We start from the raw sequence: 17965 nt of genomic DNA on the forward strand, positions 1-17965 counted from the left end.
CGCGATTGGGAGATCGAACATGCTAAACGCCGCCGACAACACCCTGCTCACCCGGATCGGGCCAGGCACGCCGATGGGCAACATGCTCCGGGAATACTGGGTGCCGGCATGCCGCTCGGCCAAGCTGGAAGCCGATGGCGCGCCGGAGAAGGTCCGCCTGTTCGGCGAGAACTTCGTCGCCTTCCGCGCCACCGACGGACGCGTGGGATTCCTGCAGGAAGCGTGTCCGCATCGCTGCGCGAGCCTGCGCCTGGCGCGCAACGAAGGGAACGGCCTGCGCTGCATTTTCCATGGCTGGAAGTTCAGCGTCGACGGCGTATGCGTCGATGCGCCCACGGAGCCGCGCGGCCAGCGTGAACGGTTTGCGCGAAGCGTGCCTGTCCGCAGCCATCCCACGCGTGAGGCCGGCGGGCTGGTGTGGGTCTACATGGGCGCGCAAGAGACGCCCCCGCCCTTCCCCGACTTCGAGTTCACGCAACTGCCCGATGCGCACGTGTTCCCCTTGCGCGGGATCATCAAGACCAACTGGCTGCAGGGTCTCGAAGCCCTGCTCGACAGCGCGCACGTGACATTCCTGCACGCCACCAATCTCGATAGCGCGGTCGGCCGGTCGCTCTTCCTGGAAGAGAGCGACATGATGCTGGGCGACGGCGCGCCGGTGTTCGAATTCGACGAAAAGCCCTATGGCTTCACCGAGGGGGCGATCCGCACGGAACTGGGCGATCAGGACTACGCCCGCGTGCGCGAAGTCGCCCTGCCCTTCTTCAGCTTCATCCCCGCCGCCCCGACGGGGGCGCGGATCGTGTGCTGCTCGATTCCGATCGACGACGAGACCACGGCGCAATGGTACATATCCTACGACGCCGACGCGCCCGTCGATGGCAGCAACCTGACGCTGATGGGCAACTGGAGCGGCGATCCCGACCATTTCAATTCGGACATGGGCGATGAATCCAACCTCTGGCACCAGGACCGCGAGGCGATGAAGGCCGGCCACTGGTCCGGTATCGTCAACCGTGGCAACCCGTACGAGGATTTCGCCGTGCAGGAATCGATGGGGACCATCGTGGACCGTAGCCGCGAATACCTCGGCACGTGCGACCGGGTGATCTACCGCGCGCGTCGCATGTTGCTCGATGCGGTCCGGTCTTACCAGACGACGTCAACCGTACCGTTCACCGGTCCTGAGGCCGACCTGCGAAACATCCGCGCGCTAAGCTTTGCCTATCCCAAGACAGAAAACTGGCGCGACGTCCGGCAAGCGCTGCTCACCGGACACGAAAGCGCTTAGGGCGAAACGGCGAGGCGGGTATTTTAGCGCGCCGCCCGCGATCTGGTGAGCAAGGCGTCAAGCGAGAAGTGGCCACCGCCACGCAGCACCAACGGCACCAGCAGCGCGGCCCAGGTCAGGTGCGTGGGCCACGCGTCGGGATAGACGAAGATTTCGATCACCGCCGTCATGCCCAGCAGGCCGAACGCGGCGATGCGCGTGCCGAGGCCAAGGACTAGCATGGTCGAGAACAGGTGTTCGGCGATCGTGGCCATCCACGCCGCCAGCACCGGCGGCAGCAAGGGCAGCGCATATTCGCTGCGGAACAGCTCGAATGTGCCGTCGGTGATCGTGAACAGGCCTTCCACTTTCGATCGGCCCGACAGGAAGAACACCGGCGCGATGGCGAGCCGGTTGAGCAGGAGAAGCGCGTCATCGCTGCCAATCCGCGCGGCAAGGCTGGCCAGGCCGGATTTGCTTTCGGGGTTCATGAGCCGTCTCCCAGGCAAAAGGAAAGGCCCGGCCGGTGAGGAACGGGGGCAAGTCAACCGGCCGGGCAGGAGCTTCAGGTACGGGGGGTCAACGACCCGAAGCCCTTTGGCGTGCGGATGTGCGTGCAGGTGCCGGCCTTCACCAGCTTCCAGGCATCGCCCTGGTAGTCGACGCGCGAGGTTCCGGCGCAGCTGGTGCCGGCGCCGGCCTTGCAGTCGTTCTTGCCGGCCTTGGCCACGCCGTAGCACTTTTCCATCTGCGGCGCGTCGGCCGCGCTGACGGCAGTGCTGGCGGTGATGGCGATGGCGGCAGCCAGCGCCGCGTGCGTGATCTTCATGGTCCATTCTCCTCTGCGAGTTTCGTTGATCCACCGGCCCGATCAGGTCCGACCACCGCATTTCGGTCAGGGACGCGTTCCGGTTACGGGTCATTGTCCGGTAAAATTTTTGCCGGATTGCCCGTCCGGTTGTAACGATCGTCCCATCCGCCCCGAAACGGCTTCGGGAAAGCATATGCAGGCAAGCGAAGATCAACTGAAGGCGTGGATGACACGCGGGCTGGACGGTGATGCTGCCGCGCACCAGTTGCTGTTGCGCGGACTCCTGCCGGTACTGCGCCAGTTCTATCGTCGCCGGATGAGCGGGCGCGAGGACGATGTGGAAGATCTTGTCCAGGAAACGCTGATCGCGGTGCACCAGCGGCGCATGACCTACGACGCCGGCCGGCCGCTCATGGCCTGGGTTTTCGCCATCGCCCGCTACAAGATGATCGACGGCTTCAGGCGCACCGGGCGAACCTGTGCGATCGAGGGACTGGAGGACATTCTTGTCGTAGAAGGCTTCGAGGACGCCAGCAACGCCCGCTCGGACGTGACCCGCCTGCTCGATACGATCCCGGCCAAACAGGCCGCCGCGATCCGGGCCACGCGGATCGACGGGCTCAGTACCGCCGAAGCCGCCGCGCGGCACGCCATGGGCGAATCCGACGTGAAAGTATCCGTGCATCGCGGGCTGAAAGCGCTCGCCGCACGGGTCAGGGACACTTTGAAATGAACACCGACGACCTCATCGACAGCCTGACGAAGGACGTCAAACCCGTGCCGCGCCATGCCTTGCGCCGGAGGCTGATCGCCGGTTTGATCCTGGGGGGCGGAGGGACTCTGCTCGCCGTGGGCGCATGGCTGGGCTTCCGGCCCGATCTGTGGGTCGCCATGCATGGTGGCGCGTTCTGGATGAAGTGGTTCTACACCGCGTCGCTCGCTCTCTGCGCGTCGCTGGCGACCGCTCGGCTCGCTCGGCCGGACGGCGCGGCGCTCGGCTGGCTGTGGATCATGGCCCTGCCGGTGGCGGGCCTTGCGGCGATCAGCATTGCGGAAATGGCCAAGACGCCATCGTCCGAATGGATGGCGATGTGGCTGGGCGCGAGCTGGAAGATCTGTTCGCGCAATGTGTTCCTGCTGGCGATCCCGATTTTCGGCGGGTTGCTGTGGTCGTTCCGGCGGTTGGCCCCCACGCGGCTGCGCGCCGCGGGCGCCACCGCCGGCCTCACGGCGGGCGCCTGGGCGGCCACGCTCTATTGCCTGCATTGCCCGGAAGTCTCCGCGATTTTCGTGCTGACGTGGTATTCGCTCGGTATCGCGCTGGCGGCGTTGACGGGGGCGATGCTGGGGCCGAAATTACTGCGGTGGTGACTCGCAAAATCTGTAACCGTCGCAGCCGGTCGCCCGAAGTACCGTTGCCACTCAGGCAAGTCTTCAGGAGAATACCATGAAAGCGTCCACAAAGAGCATCAGCTTCGCCGCCACCGCCGCCCTGATCGCCGCCGCTTCGATGGCCGGCAGCACGCCCGCGTTGGCCAAGCACCACGAAGCGCCCAAGGTCGCCTGCTATGGCATCAACGCCTGCAAGGGCCAGTCCGATTGCAAGTCGGGCAACCATGACTGCAAGGGCATGAACGACTGCAAGGGCCAGGGCTTCAAGGACACGACCGCTGCCGAATGCACCAAGGCCGGCGGAAGCCTGACCGCTCCGCGCTGATTCGCGGCCTGTGCCGGTCGCGCGTTCGCGTGCGGCCGGCGGGTCCGCACCAACCCTGCCAAAGCGCCCCTCATGACATCTCTCTCCTCCCCCCGTTTCGGGTTGGGTTTGCGCAAGCCGCACTACCATGACTTTCTGGAAGGCGACGTCCCGGTCGACTTTGTCGAGGTCATCTCCGAAAACTTCATGGTCCCCGGCGGTCGCCCGCGCGACGTGCTGCGCCGGGTGCGCGAAAAGCATCCCGTGGCGCTGCACGGCGTCTCGATGTCGATCGGGTCCGCCGATGGGATCGATCGCGACTATCTCCTGCGGCTCAGGGCGCTGGCGGACGAGGTGGAGCCGATGCTCGTTTCGGATCACCTGTGCTGGACGCGCACCGGCGCGTTTAATTCGCACGACCTACTGCCCCTGCCCTACACGGAAGAGGCGCTGGATGTGGTGTGCCGCAACGTCGATCGGGCGCAGGACGTTCTCCGGCGGGCGCTGGTGATCGAGAACCCGTCCAGCTACCTCGCCTTCACCGGCGCGGAGATGACCGAATGGGAATTCATCGCCGCCCTATGCCAGCGTACCGGCTGCGGCCTGCTGCTCGATGTGAACAACATTCACGTCAGCGCGGTGAACCATGGCTTTGACGCCCATGCCTACATCGCGGGCGTGCCGCTGGATCAGGTTCGCCAGATCCATCTCGCCGGTCACACGCAGGGCCGCGAACTGCTGATCGACACGCACGACCAGCCCGTGCCCGATCCGGTCTGGGCGTTGTTTGGAACAGTGATGCGCAAGCTCGGCACCGACGTCGCCGTAATGATCGAGCGGGACGACAACATCCCGCCGCTGGCCGATCTGCTCGACGAATTGGACGTCGCCCGCTCGATCGCGTGCAACGGTAGCCCGGCATGGGCCTGAACGTGACCGGACCGAACGCGACCAGTCTCGGCACGATGCAGGCCGACTTTCGCCAGTGGCTGATCGCAGCGGACAAAAGCGCCGCCGAGCGCCTGCCGCTGGCTGACCGGCGCGGGCTTTCCGTGTACCAGAACAATTATCGCGCACAGTTGATGGACTGCCTGGAAGCGAGCTATCCGCAGACGCTGGCGCTGATCGGCGCGGACGCGTTCCGCAGCGCGGCCGCCCATCATGTCGACGCCGTGCCCCCGCACAGCTGGACGCTGGACGAATATGCCGAAGGCCTGCCGGGCACGCTGGCCGCGCTGTTTCCAGACCAGCCCGAAACGGCAGACCTCGCCCGGCTGGAACTGGCCCTGTCCGAAGCCTTCGTCGCGCCCGACGCCCCGGCGCTCTCGCTGGCGGACATCCCCGACGTAGCATGGGATACGGCCACGCTGCGGCTCGTCCCCTCGGCAACCTTCCTCACGCTTTCCACCAACGCGGCCGATATCTGGGCCGCGCTGAACCGCGAGGAAGCACTACCCGCCGCCGATCATGACGGCGGGGTGCGCGCGCTGATCCTGTGGCGGCACGAATTCACCTGCTGCTTTCAGCCGATGGACGCGCAGGAAGCGGCCCTGCTGCCCCGCCTCGCCACCGGCTTGCGCTTCGAGACGATGTGCGAAGAGCTGGTCGAGACGCTGGGAGCGGACCACGGTCTTGCGCTGGCGGGCGAATTGCTCGCGCGGTGGAGTCAGGCGGGTCTCCTGCGGCACCCCGATCGCTGAAGCCAAAGCCCTGTAAAATCCCGCGCAGCCAACCTGCCGGGTGGACATTCCCCCGCCATCGCCCGCATAGAGCCATGCGAATGCAAGGCGGCGTTGTACGTTTCTGGCCGCCGGCAACGGAAAGGCCCCTGTCGTGAACCCCCTCCAGCGCTTTCTTCCCCGGCGGGTCCGCGTTCTGCTGCGCCGCCACGGACCGGAAGCGTTCATCTGGCGGCGGCGCGTGGCGCTGCTGGGCGGCGGCATCCTCATCGGACTGGTCGCGCTGCTGTTCGCCGCCCTGGCCGACAAGGCGAACGAGGGCTTTCAGGGGATCGTCGCGCGCTGGTGGTGGATGCCGCTGGTACTGACGCCCGCCGGGTTCGTCGCCTTCGCCTGGCTGACCCTGCGCCTTGCGCCCGCGGCCAAGGGATCGGGCATTCCCCAGGTCATGGCCGCGACCAAGGACCCCGAGGCGGCGCTCGGCGGTCTCGTCTCCGGGCGCACGGCGATCGTTAAGTTCTTCCTGACGATCGGCGCGCTTTTGTTCGGGGCTTCGGTGGGGCGCGAAGGGCCGACCGTGCAGATCGCCGCGTCGATCATGGGCTATTCGCACCGGTTGATGCGGGTGCCCTTGCGTGCTTCGGTCTATATCGCTGGGGGCGCGGCGGGCGTGGCCGCGGCGTTCAACACGCCGCTGGCGGGCGTGGCCTTCGCGATCGAGGAACTGGCCGCCGCCTACGAACAGCGCACCACGTTGCTGGTCATGGCGACGGTGCTGATCGCGGGCATGGTCAGCCTCGGCCTGGCGGGCGACTACGTCTATTTCGGCGAGATGCGCCAAACGCTGAACGTCACGCAGGCGCTCGTCGCCACGCCGGTGGCCGGCGTCCTGGGCGGCCTTGCCGGCGGCTGCTTCTCGCACCTGATGCTGTCGGCCGGCACGACGCGCTTCGCGCCGATGGCCTGGCTACGGGCACGACCGCTGCTGCTGGCGCTGGGCTGCGGGATTATCGTCGCCGGCCTGGGCGTCGCGACCGGCCTGACCTGGGGCACCGGCTACCAGTCCGCGCGCAGCGTGATCGAGGGGCGCGATGTGCCGCTGTGGTTCGGCGCCGCCAAGTTCGCGGCAACACTGGCCACGGCCGTTTCCGGCCTGCCGGGCGGTATCTTCGCGCCCTCGCTCTCGATCGGGGCGGGGATCGGCGACATGCTGCGCAGCCTGTTGCCGGGCTATCCGGCAGGCGCGGTGGTGCTGCTGGGCATGGTCGCCTATTTCAGCGGCGTGGTCCGCGCACCACTGACGGCAGTGATCATCATTTCGGAAACGACCGCCAGCCGGGGCTTGATGATGCCGTTGCTGGCGGCCGCGCTAATCGGCGATTTCGCTGCCAGCACGATCAGCCACGAAAAGCTCTACCACGGCCTGTCGCTGCGCTTCCTGCCGAGGGACTAGCCTTCCGGAACAAGCTTCACGCGGATGCCGTCGAGCGCCGGCACCAGCGGAATCTGGCACGAAAGGCGCGACCCGGAAGCGCGGTCGTCCACGCTGTCGAGCAGGTCGTTCTCGTCAGGCGACATGGCGGGCAGCAACCCGGCATAAGCGTCGTCGATCACGACATGGCACGTCGCGCAGGAACAGCATCCGCCACACAGCGCCATGACCTCTTCGAAACCGTTCTCGCGCAAGGCCTCCATCAGCGACAGGCCCTCGCCCGCGTCGATGGTCCGAACCTCGCCGGCGAGGTTCTCCACGATCACTCCAACCATAGCCCCCTCCTCCCGTATCGTTTGCGGTCAGGCGGCCCCGCCATAGACCGATTTGACTTCCAGAAACTCGCGCAGCCCGTAAACGCCCCATTCGCGGCCATTGCCGGACATCTTGTACCCGCCGAACGGGGCGGCGCTGTCGAGCGAAGCGCCGTTCAGATGCACCATGCCCGTGCGCAGCCGCGCGGCGACGTCGCGGCACGCGTCGAGATCGGCGCCCCAGACATAGCCTGACAGGCCGTAGGGCGTATCGTTGGCGATCTGCACCGCCTGCTCCACCGTGTCGTAGGCGATGATCGACAGGACCGGGCCGAACACTTCCTCGCGCGCGACGGTCATGGCCGGCGTGACATTGCCCAGCACGGTCGGCCGCACGAACAGGCCCGGCTTCAGTTCCTCCGGGCACTCCGGCCCACCCGCGAGCAGCGTCGCGCCTTCCGCGATCGCCTGCTCGATCATGCCCACCACGCGGCGGTACTGCGCCGCGTTGGCGATCGGCCCCATGAACGGATCACTGGCGGGCAGACCCACGCTCAGCGCATTAGCCGCCTGCGCGGCCAGCGCGTGCACTTCGGCAAGCCGCGCGCGCGGGACAAGCAAGCGCGTCGGCGCGTTGCAGCTCTGCCCGCTGTTGCCCATGCAGCCGCGCACGCTGGCCGGTATGGCCTTCGCCAGATCGGCATCGGGCAGCACAATATTGGCGGACTTCCCGCCGAGTTCCAGCGCCACGCGCTTGACAGTAGGCGCGGCATTCATTGAGATCGCCACGCCCGCGCGGGTCGATCCGGTGAACGAGACCATGTCCACGTCCGGGTGCCGCGTCAGCGCGTCGCCAATGCCCGGCCCGGTGCCATGGACGAGGTTGAACACGCCCGGCGGCACGCCCACGCTGTCGATCACTTCGGCCAGGATCGCCGCGTCGATCGGCGCCAGTTCGCTGGGCTTGAGCACCATCGTGCAGCCGGCGGCCAGCGCCGGGGCGACCTTGGTCGCAATCTGGTTCATCGGCCAGTTCCACGGCGTGATCAGCACGCAGACGCCGATCGGTTCGTGCCGCAACAGCGTGGTCCCGAGCGGCTCCTCGAACGCGAACTGTTCCATCACGCGGATGATCTCGCCGAAATGCTGCGGTCCCGATGGCGCTTGCGCTCGCCGCGCCAGACCTTTGGGCGCACCCATTTCGGCCGAGATAGCGTCCGCGATCTCGTCGTTGCGGGCGATCAGCGCTTCGTTGATCGCCCGGATCAGCGACAACCGCTCGGCGGGCCGCACCTGCGACCACGAGGAAAACGCCGCGCGCGCCGCCGCGATCGCCGCTTCGGCATCGTCCGCGTCGCCCAGCGCCACGTCGGCGACCGTCAAGAGGTCCGCCGGGTTGATGACGGGCGCGCGATCGGCCCCGTGCGGAGCGACCCAGCGACCACCGATGTAGAACCGGGTGGTATCAGCCATCGCGCGCCTACTTCTTCTCGTCCAGACGCGATTCGTAGAACTGCGCGCCCTGTCCGCCGGCCGCGCGCTTGCCCCGGAACTCCCAGTCGCCACCCATCGCAGTGGAGATCACTTCCTCGGATTCGGTCGGCTGCGCGCCGCAATCGTCGCGGATCGGCGTGGGGCCATGGACGATGCGGTTGGCCAGACGCCCCAACCCCTCGACTTCGACTTCCACCAGATCGCCGGGCTGCACCGGGCGGCTGTTGGCCGGCGTGCCCGAAAGCAGCACGTCGCCCGGCTCCAGCGTGATCGTCCGCGCGATGTCGGCGACCAGATAGTGCATGTCCCATTCCATGTTGGCGGTGGTATCATCCTGCCGCAATTCGCCGTTCACGTAAGTGCGGATGCGCTTGTTGTGGAAATCCCAACCGGTGACGAGGCCGGGGCCGATCGGGCAGAGCGTGTCCGATCCCTTCACGCGCAGCATCGATCCGGCATCGGTATCGCGGAAATCGTGCAGGCCGTAATCGTTCGCCACGCTGTAGCCGGCGATGTAGTCGGCCGCCTCGGACGGTGCGATGTTGCGGCAGGTGCGACCGATGACGATCGCGATCTCGCCTTCGTAGTTCAGCCACTTGCAGCGTTCTGGGCGCACCACGTCGCCCCTGTGCGTGTTCAGCGCCGTCGGTGGCTTGTGGAAATAGGTGGGCGCGGGCGGCAGCTTGGTGATGAATTCGTCGACCCGGCTGTGGTAGTTCAGGTGGACGCACACGATCTTGCTGGGGTTGCACGGCGGCAGATGCACCGCATCGTCCACCCCGATCGAGCGGCCGTCGCGCGTCACCAGCAGATCGCCTTCGCGGGTGGTGAGGATCGGATAGCCATCCAGAAGGATGCGGCGGTACTCGGCGGTCATGAGGATCTCCCTGGCTGTTGCCGTCAGTCCTAGCGGTACCTCACCGCACGGGATTGGCCGAGTTGGCCAAGTTGCGGCGGACGGCACGGCCTAGAACCTCCGCAATTGCCACGGGGAGTTGTCATGTCCGATCTCAAGGGTCTGTTCTATCCGCGCACGCCGTCGGGCAAGGCGTCGATCGTGCCGCCGGTGCCGTGGCACTATTCGGGCGAGCTGATCACGCTGGAATACCGGACCGACCCCGCCAAGGTTGCGGCGCTGCTGCCCGATGGCTTCGAACCGGCCGACGAAGACCCCGGCGCCGTCGCCGCGATCTGGGCCGACTGGCAGAGCGTGAGCGAGGAGCCCGACCACCTGCTCGATCCCGTACGCGTGCAGTACAAGGAGATGTTCTTCGTCGTCCGCTGCAAGTTCGAGGGCAAGCACTATTCGCGCTGCATCTACATCTGGGTGGACAAGGAATTCGCGGTGCTGCGCGGGCAGCACCAGGGCTATCCCAAGAAGCTCGGCTCGATCCACATGAGCCGCCCGGTGGTCGTCGGCAAGGCCGGCCCCCGGCTGGAGCCGGGCGGCACCTTCGGCGTGACGCTGGCCGCCTTCGACCGCCGCCTTGCGGAAGGCCGCTTCACCATCACCGATGCGGCGGAGAAGCCCGGCTTCGTCAACGGCCTGCCGATGGCGCACAACCGCTGGATGCCCTCGATCGAGACCGACGGCACCGACAGCCTTGACGAAGTGGTGACGATGGCCAGCTACGACGTCGACTTCGGCCGCTGCTTCAAGGGCGATTTCGATCTGTCGCTGTTCGATTCGCCGGTGGAGGAACTGCTCGACATCGCGCCGCAGGAAAAGATCGCCGGCTACTGGCACGAAGTGGGCGTTTCGTGGAAAGCGGGAACCACCCTGCGACGCCGCAACCGCGTGTAATGCGCCGCTCTCTGCCGGCTTCGAGCAGAGGGACGACCATCGCAAAATCAATGTTGGCAGATTCCGCGTTGTGGAATATCGCAACGACGACGATCGCGTTCCACGCATGTCCGTTCCGCCGCAAAACCGGACGACAGAGCCATGTTCCGGTTCGCGAAGAACAGGAAGGCACGCCGTTGATGTCCGATGCCCCGCTGCTTCAGGAACCGCTGCATTCCGACGTCGGAAGTGCCTTCCACAACCGCTACCCGCTGCCGGTGCGGCTGCTCCACTGGACGCGCGCTGCGGTGATCCTCGCCCTGATCGCGCTCGGCTTGATCATGACGACGTTGCCGGAAACGATAGCGGCGCAGTTTGCTTGGATGTATCCGACTCACAAGGAGTTCGGCGTACTAGCCTTCGGTATCGGCGTCATAGCGCTGGTGGTGCGCACGCGGACCGTCATGCCACCCCACCCTGCCGGACTGGCGCCCTGGGAAACCCTGCTGTCAAAGGGTGTGCAGGCCGGCATGCTGATTCTGGCGATCGTCGTCCCGCTGATGGGCTATGCGATGTCGAGTTCGTATACCCAGAGCGACGGTGTTCCGTTTTTCGTGGGAGACCTGCCCGAACTGTTGCCCAAGAACGACAGAGCGTTCGCCATCTTCCAATGGCTGCACGAGACACTGGCCTATACCCTGCTGGGACTCATCGCCTTGCACATCGGCGGCGTAGTGAAACATCGCGTCCTGGACAAGGGACGCGAAACAGACGTGCTCGGACGTATGCTGTAACAAGAACACGGGCCTCAGACGCTGCCCTCCAGGATCTGCAGCGTCTTGAGATCGGAATGGAAATCGAGCGCGTAGTCGCCGCCCTCGCGGCCCAGGCCTGAGATGCCGATGCCGCCGAACGGCGCGGTCAGATCGCGCACCAGGAAGGTGTTGACCCAGACCGTGCCGCCGCGCACCGCGCGGCCCACGCGCTCGGCGCGGGCGGCGTCACCGGTATAGACGATGCCGGACAGGCCATAGGCGGTGGAGTTGGCAAGCGCGACCCCCTCCTCCTCGGAGCGGAAAGTCTGGAACGTCAGCACCGGGCCGAACACTTCGTTCTGCACCACTTCGCTGTCGTTGGAACGCGGCACGATCAGCGTCGGTTCGATGAAGTTCGCGCCTTCGCGCCACAGCTTGCCGCCCCGGACGATCGTGTCGCCCGCTGCGCGCGCGCGGTCGATGAAGCCCATCACGCGCGCGACATGATCGGGGTGGATCAGCGCCGACATCGTGGTCGCCGGATCGCGACTGTCGCCCAGGACATGAGCATCGGCATAGGCGTGAAAGCGTTCGAGGAACGCCTCGCGCACGCTCTCCTCCACGATGATGCGCGTGCCGGCCATGCAGACCTGCCCGCTGTCATCGTATTGCCCCGCCGCCTTCTTCGCCGCCGCGTCGATGTCGGCGTCGGCGAACACCAGCAGCGGCGACTTGCCGCCAAGCTCGGCGGTGAACGGCACGATGTTGTCCGCCGCCGCGCGGCCGATCACCCGCGCGGTGGGAACCGAGCCGGTAAAGCTGATGCGCTTGACGCGCGGATCGCTGACCAGAGCCATGCCCAGATCGCGGCCGAAGCCCTGCACGATGTTGAACACGCCCGGCGGGAAGCCCGCCTGCTCGATCAGGTCCGCAAGGACCGAGGCCGAAAGCGGGGACCATTCGGCGGGCTTCAGGATCACCGTGTTGCCCGCCGCCAGCGCCGGCGCGCACTTCCACGTGGACAGCATGAACGGCGCGTTCCACGGGGTGATGATCACCGAAGGACCGGACGGCATCCGGATCACCCGGTTGGCCGTGCCGCGCGAGGACCAGACGCGCTCGCGATAATCGCTGGCAAGATCGGCGTAGTTGCGAAAGTTCAGCGCGCCACGCGCGATCACGCGCAGACGCAGGCTTTCGTGCAGCATGGCCATGTCCATGCATTCGACGATCGCCAGCCGTTCGATGTTGGCATCGATCAGATCGGCCAGGCGATGCAGGATCGCCCCGCGCTCCGCCGCCGCCATCGCCGACCAGACCGGAAACGCGCGCGTGGCGGCATCGACCGCCAGTGCTGCGGTGCCAGCGTCCCCGCGCGATACGTCGGCCAGCTTGCGCTCCCAGTCGAACGGGCAGCGCGTTTCGAAGATTTCGGCCGACGCAACCCGGCGGCCATCGATGAAGTGATCGGGCGAGACATCCACGCCCTCGATGGAAACGCGCTCACGCATGGTCGGCAGGACCCTCAGATGAAGTGCAGGTAATAGGCGATCTGTTCGGCTTCGGACTTGCCTTCGAGTTCGAGCACTTCCTGCCGCTTGATCGCGATGAAATTGGCGACGAGTTCGGTCCCGAGCGTCTCGGTCAGGACCGTGTCGGCTTCCAGCGCATCGAGCGCTTCGGGCAGCGAATGCGGTGTGTGCCGGTCGGTGACCGTGGTTTCCAGCCCGTCGTTGGTTTCGCGCGCTGGCAGTTCGTAGCCCTTCTCGTAGCCCAGCAGCGCGGCCTGCAGAGCCGCCGCCAGCGCGAAATAGGGACTGGCCGCGCAATCGGCCAAGCGATGCTCGATCCGCGCCGCCGCGCCGGTTTCCGCCGAAACGCGCACCGTGACCGAGCGGTGATCGATGCCCCAGTTCGCCCAGTAGCCCGAAAGGCTGGCGGGTTGCAGCCGCGCATAGCTGTTGGTTAACGGCGCCATGATCGCCGCCAGCGCCTCGTGGTGCCGCAACATGCCTGCGATGCAACCGGCCATCAGCTTCGAAGGCGCCCCGTTGGCGACATCGTCGGCAAAGGCGTTGCGGCCCGAATGCTCGGTGAAGCTGATGTTGAAGTGCAGTCCGCTGCCGCTTTTTTCGGCGAAGGGCTTGGGCAGGAACGACAACAGGTAGCCGCGCCGGATCAGCAGTTCGCGTGCCATCTGGCGGAACAGGAACACGTCGTCTGCGGCGCGCAAGGCGTCCGCGTAACGCAGAGTCAGCTCGAACTGCGGCGCATCGAATTCGGCGTTGATCGATTCGATGGGCAGGCCGCAGCGCGCGGCCATGGCCCAGATATCGTCGATCAGCCCGGCGGGATCGGTGAACGGGCCGGTGCCATAGACGAAGGCGCCCGGCGTTTCATAGGGCACCCATTCGCCGTTCGGGCCACGCTGGAAGATATAGGCTTCCAGTTCCATGCCGACCATTGGTTCCAGCCCGTGTTTGCGCCAGCCATCGATCGCGCGCTTGAGCGCGCTGCGCCCGCACAGCGGAAACGGCTCGCCCTGGAAATGGAGGTCGGCCAGCGCGATCTGCGTGCCGGCTTCCCAGCCCGGGCGCAGGTCGTTCGCATCGAACCGGGCTTCCATGTCGGGCAGGCCATCGAGCAGGCCACCGCCGGGCGCTGGTACAAGCGCCTTGCTGTATGTAACCGCATAGGTTCCAACGCAAAGCCGGGCATGCCCCTTGCGCGCCTCGCTGGAAGGAACGTACTTGCCGCGCGCCAGGTTGAGCTGGTCGGCGAACAGGATTCTCACGCGATCGCCGGCGGCGAGTTCGGTCATGGCTGCAATCTCCCCAGGCACTATTCTGTTCACGCAGGTGCCCTCATTTTCGTTCGACCCTGACCGGCAGGTATTTGATTCCGTGAATGAAATTGGACCGCAGATAGCGGTGATCGCCGGTCTGTCCGATCGCTTTCACGCGCCGCGCCAGTTCCTGCAACACGATCTTCACTTCCAGCTTGGCCAGCCACATGCCGAGGCAGATGTGAGGCCCGCCCTGCCCGAACGAGAGGAACGGGTTACGCGGCCGGGTCAGATCGAGCCGGTAGGGATCGGGGATCGCGGTCTCGTCGCGGTTGCCCGAAAGGAACCACATGATCACCTTGTCGCCGGCCTTCACCTGCTTGCCGTGGAAATCGAAATCGCGCGTGGCGGTGCGGCGGAAGTGCGAGGTGGGCGACGCCCAGCGGATCATCTCGTCCGTCGCCTCTTCCCACAGCGCGAAATCGGGCTCTTGCAGCTGCGCCAGCAGGGCCGGGTTGTTCGCCAGCGAATGCAGCGTCGCCGCGATCGAATAGCGGGTAGTGTCGTTCCCCGCCGCGACCAGCAGGCAGAAGAAGTTGCGGAACTCGTCGCGCGGCATCCGCGTGCCGTGGCTGGTTTCCTCGCGCACGAGGTTCAGCACACCGATCTGTTCGCCCGCGTCCATCCGGTCGAGCAGATCGTTGGCGTAGTCGAACAGCTCGACCGCCGCCGGCGAACGGAACGGCAGCAGCCGGTATTCGTCGGTATCGACCTTGTCGATCACGAAGTCGGTATAGTCGGGGTCCGAATTGGAAATGAGTGCGTCGCCCTTTTCCACCAGCCAGGCGGCATCATCGGCGGGAACGCCCATGATCTGCGCCAGCATCTGCATCGGCAACCGCCGGGCGATGGCATCGACCGCGTCGAATTCGCCAGCCTCCAGCGCCTCGTCGAGCAGTTCGGTCACGATCCGGCGGATCGCCTCTTCGTATCCCGCCACGGTCGAGCGCGAAAAGGCCTTGGAAACCAGCGCGCGGAAAGCGCGATGCTGCGGCGGATCGGTTTCCTGAAAGGTCTTGCGCGCCTCGTATTCCTCGGGCGACTGATCCTCCATGCGGATGCCGCTGGCCGACGACAGGAGATCGGGCTGCCGGTTCAGTTCCAGCAGATCGGCGTGGCGCACCACGTTCCAGAAGCCCTTGCCGCCATCGGTCATGTCCGTCCACGCGAACGGGTCTTCCCGGCGCAGCCGGTCGAAAGTGGCGAAAGGCGCGCCTTCGTTGAAGGCATCCTGGGATGACAGGTCGACGAAGGCGTCTTGCGAACGGGAGAACGGATAGGTTTCCATGCTCCTGACGATAGGAACGGTCCCCCGCCCCGACTTGGCCAAAACGGCCAAGCTGCGCGGGCGCGATTGGCGGAAAGAAGCATGGTGCTTTGACGCGCTGAAGGGCGCGTTCATACGGAAAGGACTGCTCCATGGGAGAAATCGTCGGCGCCGCGCTGCTGGCCCACGCCCCCACGATCATGATGGCGAAGGAAGATCGCTACGAGCTGAACGAAGGCAAGGAAATCAGCCTTGTCCCCGGCCTGGAGCGCTTTCGCAGCGAGGTGATGGACGCGCTCCGGCCGGACACGGTGATCGTGCTCGATTCCCACTGGTTCACCACCGTCGAATTCTGCGTCAGCGGGCAAGAGCGCCGCACCGGCCTGTTCACCTCGGACGAACTCCCGCGCGGGATGAGCCAGGTGCCCTATGACCTGAAAGGCAACCCCGCGCTGGCCGGCGCCATCGCCGAACGCGCCACCGCCTGCGGCGTGCGCACCAATGCGATCGCCGATCCCTGCCTGCCGATCCATTATCCCACGGTGAACCTCGCGCACTACCTGCACAGGGGCGAGGAATGGCTTTCGGTGAGCTGCGCGCAGACCGGCGAAACGCCCGATTTCCTTGCCGTCGGCCAGGGCATTGGCCACGCCGTCGCCGCATCGGACCGCCGCGTGCTGCTGCTGGCCAGCGGGTCGATGAGCCACCGCTTCTGGCCGCTGTCCCAGCTCCATCTCCACGAAGCCTCGGACCCGATCCACATCAGCCGCCCCGAAGCGCGCGAGGCCGATCTCGAACGGCTGGAGTGGTTCTACAGGGGTGATCACGCCTCGGTGATCGATACCATGCCCGAATTCCTCAAGCACGTCCCCGAAGCGCGCTTCGGCCACTATCTGATGATGGCGGGCGCCTGCGGGGGCCGGGAATGGACCTGGCCCGGCGTGCGCTATTCCGACTACGAGAACGCCACCGGCACCAGCCAGGTCCACGTGTGGTTCGCCCGCCCGTGACAAGCGCGGTCCCGAAGTGACGGCAACGGCGGTCTCAGACGGTCTGGATGCTGAAGGCGAACCAGGCGCCTGCCGCATGATCGTACAGTTGCACCACCTGGTCCGTGACGGTCAGCGTATAATGGCTGGATGACGCGCGATCAAAGCCACGCGCGTTCCGGCCGTCGATCTCCAGCGACACGAACGCATTCTCGGCGGCATCATGGATTTCGGACCGTGTCCCGCTGAACGTCGAAGATCGATCACCGTCCCTGCCCTGGATTCTATCGCCCCGGACTTCCGCGGCGATGAGCAGATCCCGTCCGGATTCGTGGTCGTGCACGCCTGCAACCTTGTGGCCGAACATGAAGGCGTGCGCTGTTGCGGCTATGATCGCGCGGGTGTGGGGAAGCATCCCGCCTTGTGCCATCGACCGCCGGTGCGGGCAACCACTCTGCCCTGAGATCAGTATTTCCTGGCCGGAACGAGATGGTCGGAAAGCGCCGAACCATGGCGCCCGCGCGCGTCAGAGAATATCCGGGTTGGCGAGAACGACCCGGCGCATGACCTTGCGCAACTCGATATCGAGCTGCCGGCGCTCGTCGGCCGAAAGATCGCCAAGCCAGTCCTCGTACATGCCGCTGCGCTCCTCGCGCACGGAGGCGTAGATTCGCTTGCCTTCTTCGGTCAGCGAAATCAGGCTGCTCTTGCGGTTGCGCGGGTGGGGTTCGCGCTGGATCAGGCCCCGCCCTTCCAGCACGCCCACGGCCCGGCTGACCTCGGCCCGATCGACGAAGGCCGCATCCGCGATTTCGCTCGCGCTGCATCGCCCCATCAGCTCGACGTGCGAAATCACGCGCCATTCGGCCAGCGACATCGCGGCCTTTTCGCGCACATGCTGCGATGTGACCCGGTCGATCATCTTGGCCAGCAGCAGGATGCGATAGGGAAGATGGCTTTGCCCGAACAGCTTCCATCGCCGTTCGGAAGCGCGAAGCGTCGGATCGTCATCCGGCGGAGTGGCCCTGTCCATGACGCGATCAATACCTGACTCAAACCCTCTTGTCACGCGCAGGTTGTAGATATATCAACAACTGCCGATGGTGATAAATCAACAATCAGATTTCACCCGCAGGAGAGGACAAGCGTGACCGCCCCACACCCGTTCGCACCGCATTGCGAATATGCCTTCACCATCTCGATCGAACTTGACGGTCTGCGCTGGATCGAACCGTCCGTGCTGGGCAACACCCGGGCGGTCATCTACGCCGCCAGCGGGACAGTCGAAGGACCCCGCCTCAACGGCAAGGTCATTCCGATGTCGGGCGGCGATTTCCCGCTGCAACGCCCGAACGGCGTGATCGATTTCGATGCGCGCTACATGCTGGAAGCCGATGACGGCGCGGTGATCTACATGCAGAACCGCGGCTATCGCTGGGCTCGCAGCCCCGACATCGCCGAACGCATGGCGCGCAACGAACCGGTCGACGCCAACGCCTACTACATGCGCGTATCCCCCCGTTTCGAAGCGCCCGCAGGCCCGCACGAATGGATGAGCCAGCACATGTTCGTGGGCGTGGCGGAAAAGATTCCGAACGCCAACCGCATCCATTACTTCGTGGTGCTGTGA

21 protein-coding genes are annotated in these 17965 nt (G+C 65.9%); 11 read left to right on the forward strand and 10 right to left on the reverse strand.

The window, feature by feature from the left end; translation table 11 throughout:
* Positions 1-19 precede the first annotated feature (19 nt).
* Positions 20-1291: a Rieske 2Fe-2S domain-containing protein gene (locus FA702_RS19040; protein WP_168196141.1), complete on the forward strand. Its 1272-nt coding sequence runs from the start codon at positions 20-22 to the stop codon at positions 1289-1291.
* A gap of 23 nt (positions 1292-1314) precedes the next feature.
* Here the strand turns inward: FA702_RS19040 and FA702_RS19045 are convergent, their stop codons facing one another.
* Together FA702_RS19045 and FA702_RS19050 are read right to left on the reverse strand one after the other, a co-directional pair.
* Positions 1315-1761, reverse strand: a complete 447-nt coding sequence (locus FA702_RS19045; RefSeq protein WP_136957697.1) for a DoxX family protein — start codon at positions 1759-1761, stop codon at positions 1315-1317.
* 74 nt (positions 1762-1835) lie between these two features.
* Positions 1836-2099 (reverse strand): DUF2282 domain-containing protein, encoded by a 264-nt coding sequence (locus tag FA702_RS19050; RefSeq protein ID WP_136957698.1) that lies wholly within the window; start codon positions 2097-2099, stop codon positions 1836-1838.
* A 175-nt stretch (positions 2100-2274) separates the two neighbouring features.
* Here FA702_RS19050 and FA702_RS19055 point away from each other — a divergent pair, with 175 nt between their 5' ends.
* The 6 genes from FA702_RS19055 to FA702_RS19080 all read left to right on the forward strand — a co-directional run bounded on the left by FA702_RS19055 (position 2275) and on the right by FA702_RS19080 (position 6909).
* On the forward strand, positions 2275-2814 hold the full coding sequence (locus FA702_RS19055; protein ID WP_136957699.1) for a sigma-70 family RNA polymerase sigma factor: 540 nt from the start codon (positions 2275-2277) through the stop codon (positions 2812-2814).
* Positions 2811-3452 (forward strand): DUF1109 domain-containing protein, encoded by a 642-nt coding sequence (locus FA702_RS19060; protein WP_136957700.1) that lies wholly within the window; start codon positions 2811-2813, stop codon positions 3450-3452. The genes FA702_RS19055 and FA702_RS19060 overlap by 4 nt, the downstream gene beginning before the upstream one ends.
* A 76-nt stretch (positions 3453-3528) precedes the next feature.
* Positions 3529-3798 carry a hypothetical protein gene (locus FA702_RS19065; RefSeq protein WP_124809448.1) on the forward strand — a complete coding sequence of 90 codons (270 nt, stop codon included), beginning with the start codon at positions 3529-3531 and terminating at the stop codon, positions 3796-3798.
* A gap of 72 nt (positions 3799-3870) precedes the next feature.
* Entirely contained in the window at positions 3871-4707 is an 837-nt protein-coding gene (locus FA702_RS19070; RefSeq protein WP_136957701.1) for a DUF692 domain-containing protein, read from the forward strand.
* Positions 4708-4709: 2 nt separating this feature from the next.
* The gene (locus FA702_RS19075) at positions 4710-5477 is read left to right on the forward strand and encodes a DNA-binding domain-containing protein (protein WP_168196142.1); all 768 of its coding nucleotides are present in this window, start codon (positions 4710-4712) and stop codon (positions 5475-5477) included.
* A gap of 133 nt (positions 5478-5610) precedes the next feature.
* Complete coding sequence (locus tag FA702_RS19080) at positions 5611-6909, forward strand: chloride channel protein (protein ID WP_255504889.1); 1299 nt, start codon at positions 5611-5613, stop codon at positions 6907-6909.
* Here the strand turns inward: FA702_RS19080 and FA702_RS19085 are convergent.
* Genes FA702_RS19085 through FA702_RS19095 form a run of 3 tightly spaced genes read right to left on the reverse strand, consistent with a single transcriptional unit; the run spans position 6906 to position 9573 of the window.
* The gene (locus tag FA702_RS19085; protein ID WP_136957703.1) at positions 6906-7223 is read right to left on the reverse strand and encodes a 2Fe-2S iron-sulfur cluster-binding protein; all 318 of its coding nucleotides are present in this window, start codon (positions 7221-7223) and stop codon (positions 6906-6908) included. The genes FA702_RS19080 and FA702_RS19085 overlap by 4 nt on opposite strands.
* 27 nt (positions 7224-7250) lie before the next feature.
* Positions 7251-8675 carry an aldehyde dehydrogenase family protein gene (locus FA702_RS19090; RefSeq protein ID WP_136957704.1) on the reverse strand — a complete coding sequence of 475 codons (1425 nt, stop codon included), beginning with the start codon at positions 8673-8675 and terminating at the stop codon, positions 7251-7253.
* A 7-nt stretch (positions 8676-8682) separates the two neighbouring features.
* Positions 8683-9573 (reverse strand): fumarylacetoacetate hydrolase family protein, encoded by an 891-nt coding sequence (locus FA702_RS19095; RefSeq protein WP_136957705.1) that lies wholly within the window; start codon positions 9571-9573, stop codon positions 8683-8685.
* Positions 9574-9696: 123 nt separating this feature from the next.
* On the opposite strand from FA702_RS19095, the gene FA702_RS19100 reads away from it, so the two are divergent.
* Positions 9697-10500 carry an acetoacetate decarboxylase family protein gene (locus FA702_RS19100; protein WP_136957706.1) on the forward strand — a complete coding sequence of 268 codons (804 nt, stop codon included), beginning with the start codon at positions 9697-9699 and terminating at the stop codon, positions 10498-10500.
* Between the two features lie 50 nt (positions 10501-10550).
* Complete coding sequence (locus FA702_RS19105) at positions 10551-11273, forward strand: cytochrome b (RefSeq protein ID WP_370385540.1); 723 nt, start codon at positions 10551-10553, stop codon at positions 11271-11273.
* Positions 11274-11287: 14 nt separating this feature from the next.
* Here the strand turns inward: FA702_RS19105 and FA702_RS19110 are convergent, their stop codons facing one another.
* Genes FA702_RS19110 through FA702_RS19120 form a run of 3 tightly spaced genes read right to left on the reverse strand, consistent with a single transcriptional unit; the run spans position 11288 to position 15367 of the window.
* Positions 11288-12745 carry an aldehyde dehydrogenase gene (locus tag FA702_RS19110; protein ID WP_136957707.1) on the reverse strand — a complete coding sequence of 486 codons (1458 nt, stop codon included), beginning with the start codon at positions 12743-12745 and terminating at the stop codon, positions 11288-11290.
* Between the two features lie 14 nt (positions 12746-12759).
* Positions 12760-14055: a glutamine synthetase family protein gene (locus tag FA702_RS19115; RefSeq protein WP_136957708.1), complete on the reverse strand. Its 1296-nt coding sequence runs from the start codon at positions 14053-14055 to the stop codon at positions 12760-12762.
* A 43-nt stretch (positions 14056-14098) separates the two neighbouring features.
* A complete protein-coding gene (locus tag FA702_RS19120) occupies positions 14099-15367 on the reverse strand; it encodes a cytochrome P450 (protein WP_136957709.1) in 1269 nt (422 codons plus the stop codon).
* A gap of 131 nt (positions 15368-15498) precedes the next feature.
* Here FA702_RS19120 and FA702_RS19125 point away from each other — a divergent pair, with 131 nt between their 5' ends.
* Complete coding sequence (locus FA702_RS19125) at positions 15499-16356, forward strand: catechol 1,2-dioxygenase (RefSeq protein ID WP_136957710.1); 858 nt, start codon at positions 15499-15501, stop codon at positions 16354-16356.
* 34 nt (positions 16357-16390) lie between these two features.
* Here FA702_RS19125 and FA702_RS19130 read toward each other — a convergent pair whose 3' ends face one another.
* A complete protein-coding gene (locus tag FA702_RS19130) occupies positions 16391-16702 on the reverse strand; it encodes a hypothetical protein (protein ID WP_255504890.1) in 312 nt (103 codons plus the stop codon).
* Between the two features lie 159 nt (positions 16703-16861).
* Positions 16862-17368 carry a MarR family winged helix-turn-helix transcriptional regulator gene (locus FA702_RS19135; RefSeq protein ID WP_136957712.1) on the reverse strand — a complete coding sequence of 169 codons (507 nt, stop codon included), beginning with the start codon at positions 17366-17368 and terminating at the stop codon, positions 16862-16864.
* 114 nt (positions 17369-17482) lie between these two features.
* On the opposite strand from FA702_RS19135, the gene FA702_RS19140 reads away from it, so the two are divergent.
* Complete coding sequence (locus FA702_RS19140; protein WP_168196143.1) at positions 17483-17965, forward strand: DUF3237 domain-containing protein; 483 nt, start codon at positions 17483-17485, stop codon at positions 17963-17965.

The sequence above is a fragment of the Novosphingobium sp. EMRT-2 genome, from assembly GCF_005145025.1.
Lineage (GTDB): Bacteria > Pseudomonadota > Alphaproteobacteria > Sphingomonadales > Sphingomonadaceae > Novosphingobium.

Bases quoted from the DNA above. Each gene is read 5' to 3' on its own strand.
- FA702_RS19040 (WP_168196141.1), top strand. From the start codon at position 20: ATGCTAAACGCCGCCGACAACACCCTGCTCACCCGGATCGGGCCAGGC.
- FA702_RS19045 (WP_136957697.1), bottom strand. From the start codon at position 1,761: ATGAACCCCGAAAGCAAATCCGGCCTGGCCAGCCTTGCCGCGCGGATT.
- FA702_RS19050 (WP_136957698.1), bottom strand. From the start codon at position 2,099: ATGAAGATCACGCACGCGGCGCTGGCTGCCGCCATCGCCATCACCGCC.
- FA702_RS19055 (WP_136957699.1), top strand. From the start codon at position 2,275: ATGCAGGCAAGCGAAGATCAACTGAAGGCGTGGATGACACGCGGGCTG.
- FA702_RS19060 (WP_136957700.1), top strand. From the start codon at position 2,811: ATGAACACCGACGACCTCATCGACAGCCTGACGAAGGACGTCAAACCC.
- FA702_RS19065 (WP_124809448.1), top strand. From the start codon at position 3,529: ATGAAAGCGTCCACAAAGAGCATCAGCTTCGCCGCCACCGCCGCCCTG.
- FA702_RS19070 (WP_136957701.1), top strand. From the start codon at position 3,871: ATGACATCTCTCTCCTCCCCCCGTTTCGGGTTGGGTTTGCGCAAGCCG.
- FA702_RS19085 (WP_136957703.1), bottom strand. From the start codon at position 7,223: ATGGTTGGAGTGATCGTGGAGAACCTCGCCGGCGAGGTTCGGACCATC.
- FA702_RS19090 (WP_136957704.1), bottom strand. From the start codon at position 8,675: ATGGCTGATACCACCCGGTTCTACATCGGTGGTCGCTGGGTCGCTCCG.
- FA702_RS19095 (WP_136957705.1), bottom strand. From the start codon at position 9,573: ATGACCGCCGAGTACCGCCGCATCCTTCTGGATGGCTATCCGATCCTC.
- FA702_RS19100 (WP_136957706.1), top strand. From the start codon at position 9,697: ATGTCCGATCTCAAGGGTCTGTTCTATCCGCGCACGCCGTCGGGCAAG.
- FA702_RS19105 (WP_370385540.1), top strand. From the start codon at position 10,551: ATGTTGGCAGATTCCGCGTTGTGGAATATCGCAACGACGACGATCGCG.
- FA702_RS19110 (WP_136957707.1), bottom strand. From the start codon at position 12,745: ATGCGTGAGCGCGTTTCCATCGAGGGCGTGGATGTCTCGCCCGATCAC.
- FA702_RS19115 (WP_136957708.1), bottom strand. From the start codon at position 14,055: ATGACCGAACTCGCCGCCGGCGATCGCGTGAGAATCCTGTTCGCCGAC.
- FA702_RS19120 (WP_136957709.1), bottom strand. From the start codon at position 15,367: ATGGAAACCTATCCGTTCTCCCGTTCGCAAGACGCCTTCGTCGACCTG.
- FA702_RS19125 (WP_136957710.1), top strand. From the start codon at position 15,499: ATGGGAGAAATCGTCGGCGCCGCGCTGCTGGCCCACGCCCCCACGATC.
- FA702_RS19130 (WP_255504890.1), bottom strand. From the start codon at position 16,702: ATGTTCGGCCACAAGGTTGCAGGCGTGCACGACCACGAATCCGGACGG.
- FA702_RS19135 (WP_136957712.1), bottom strand. From the start codon at position 17,368: ATGGACAGGGCCACTCCGCCGGATGACGATCCGACGCTTCGCGCTTCC.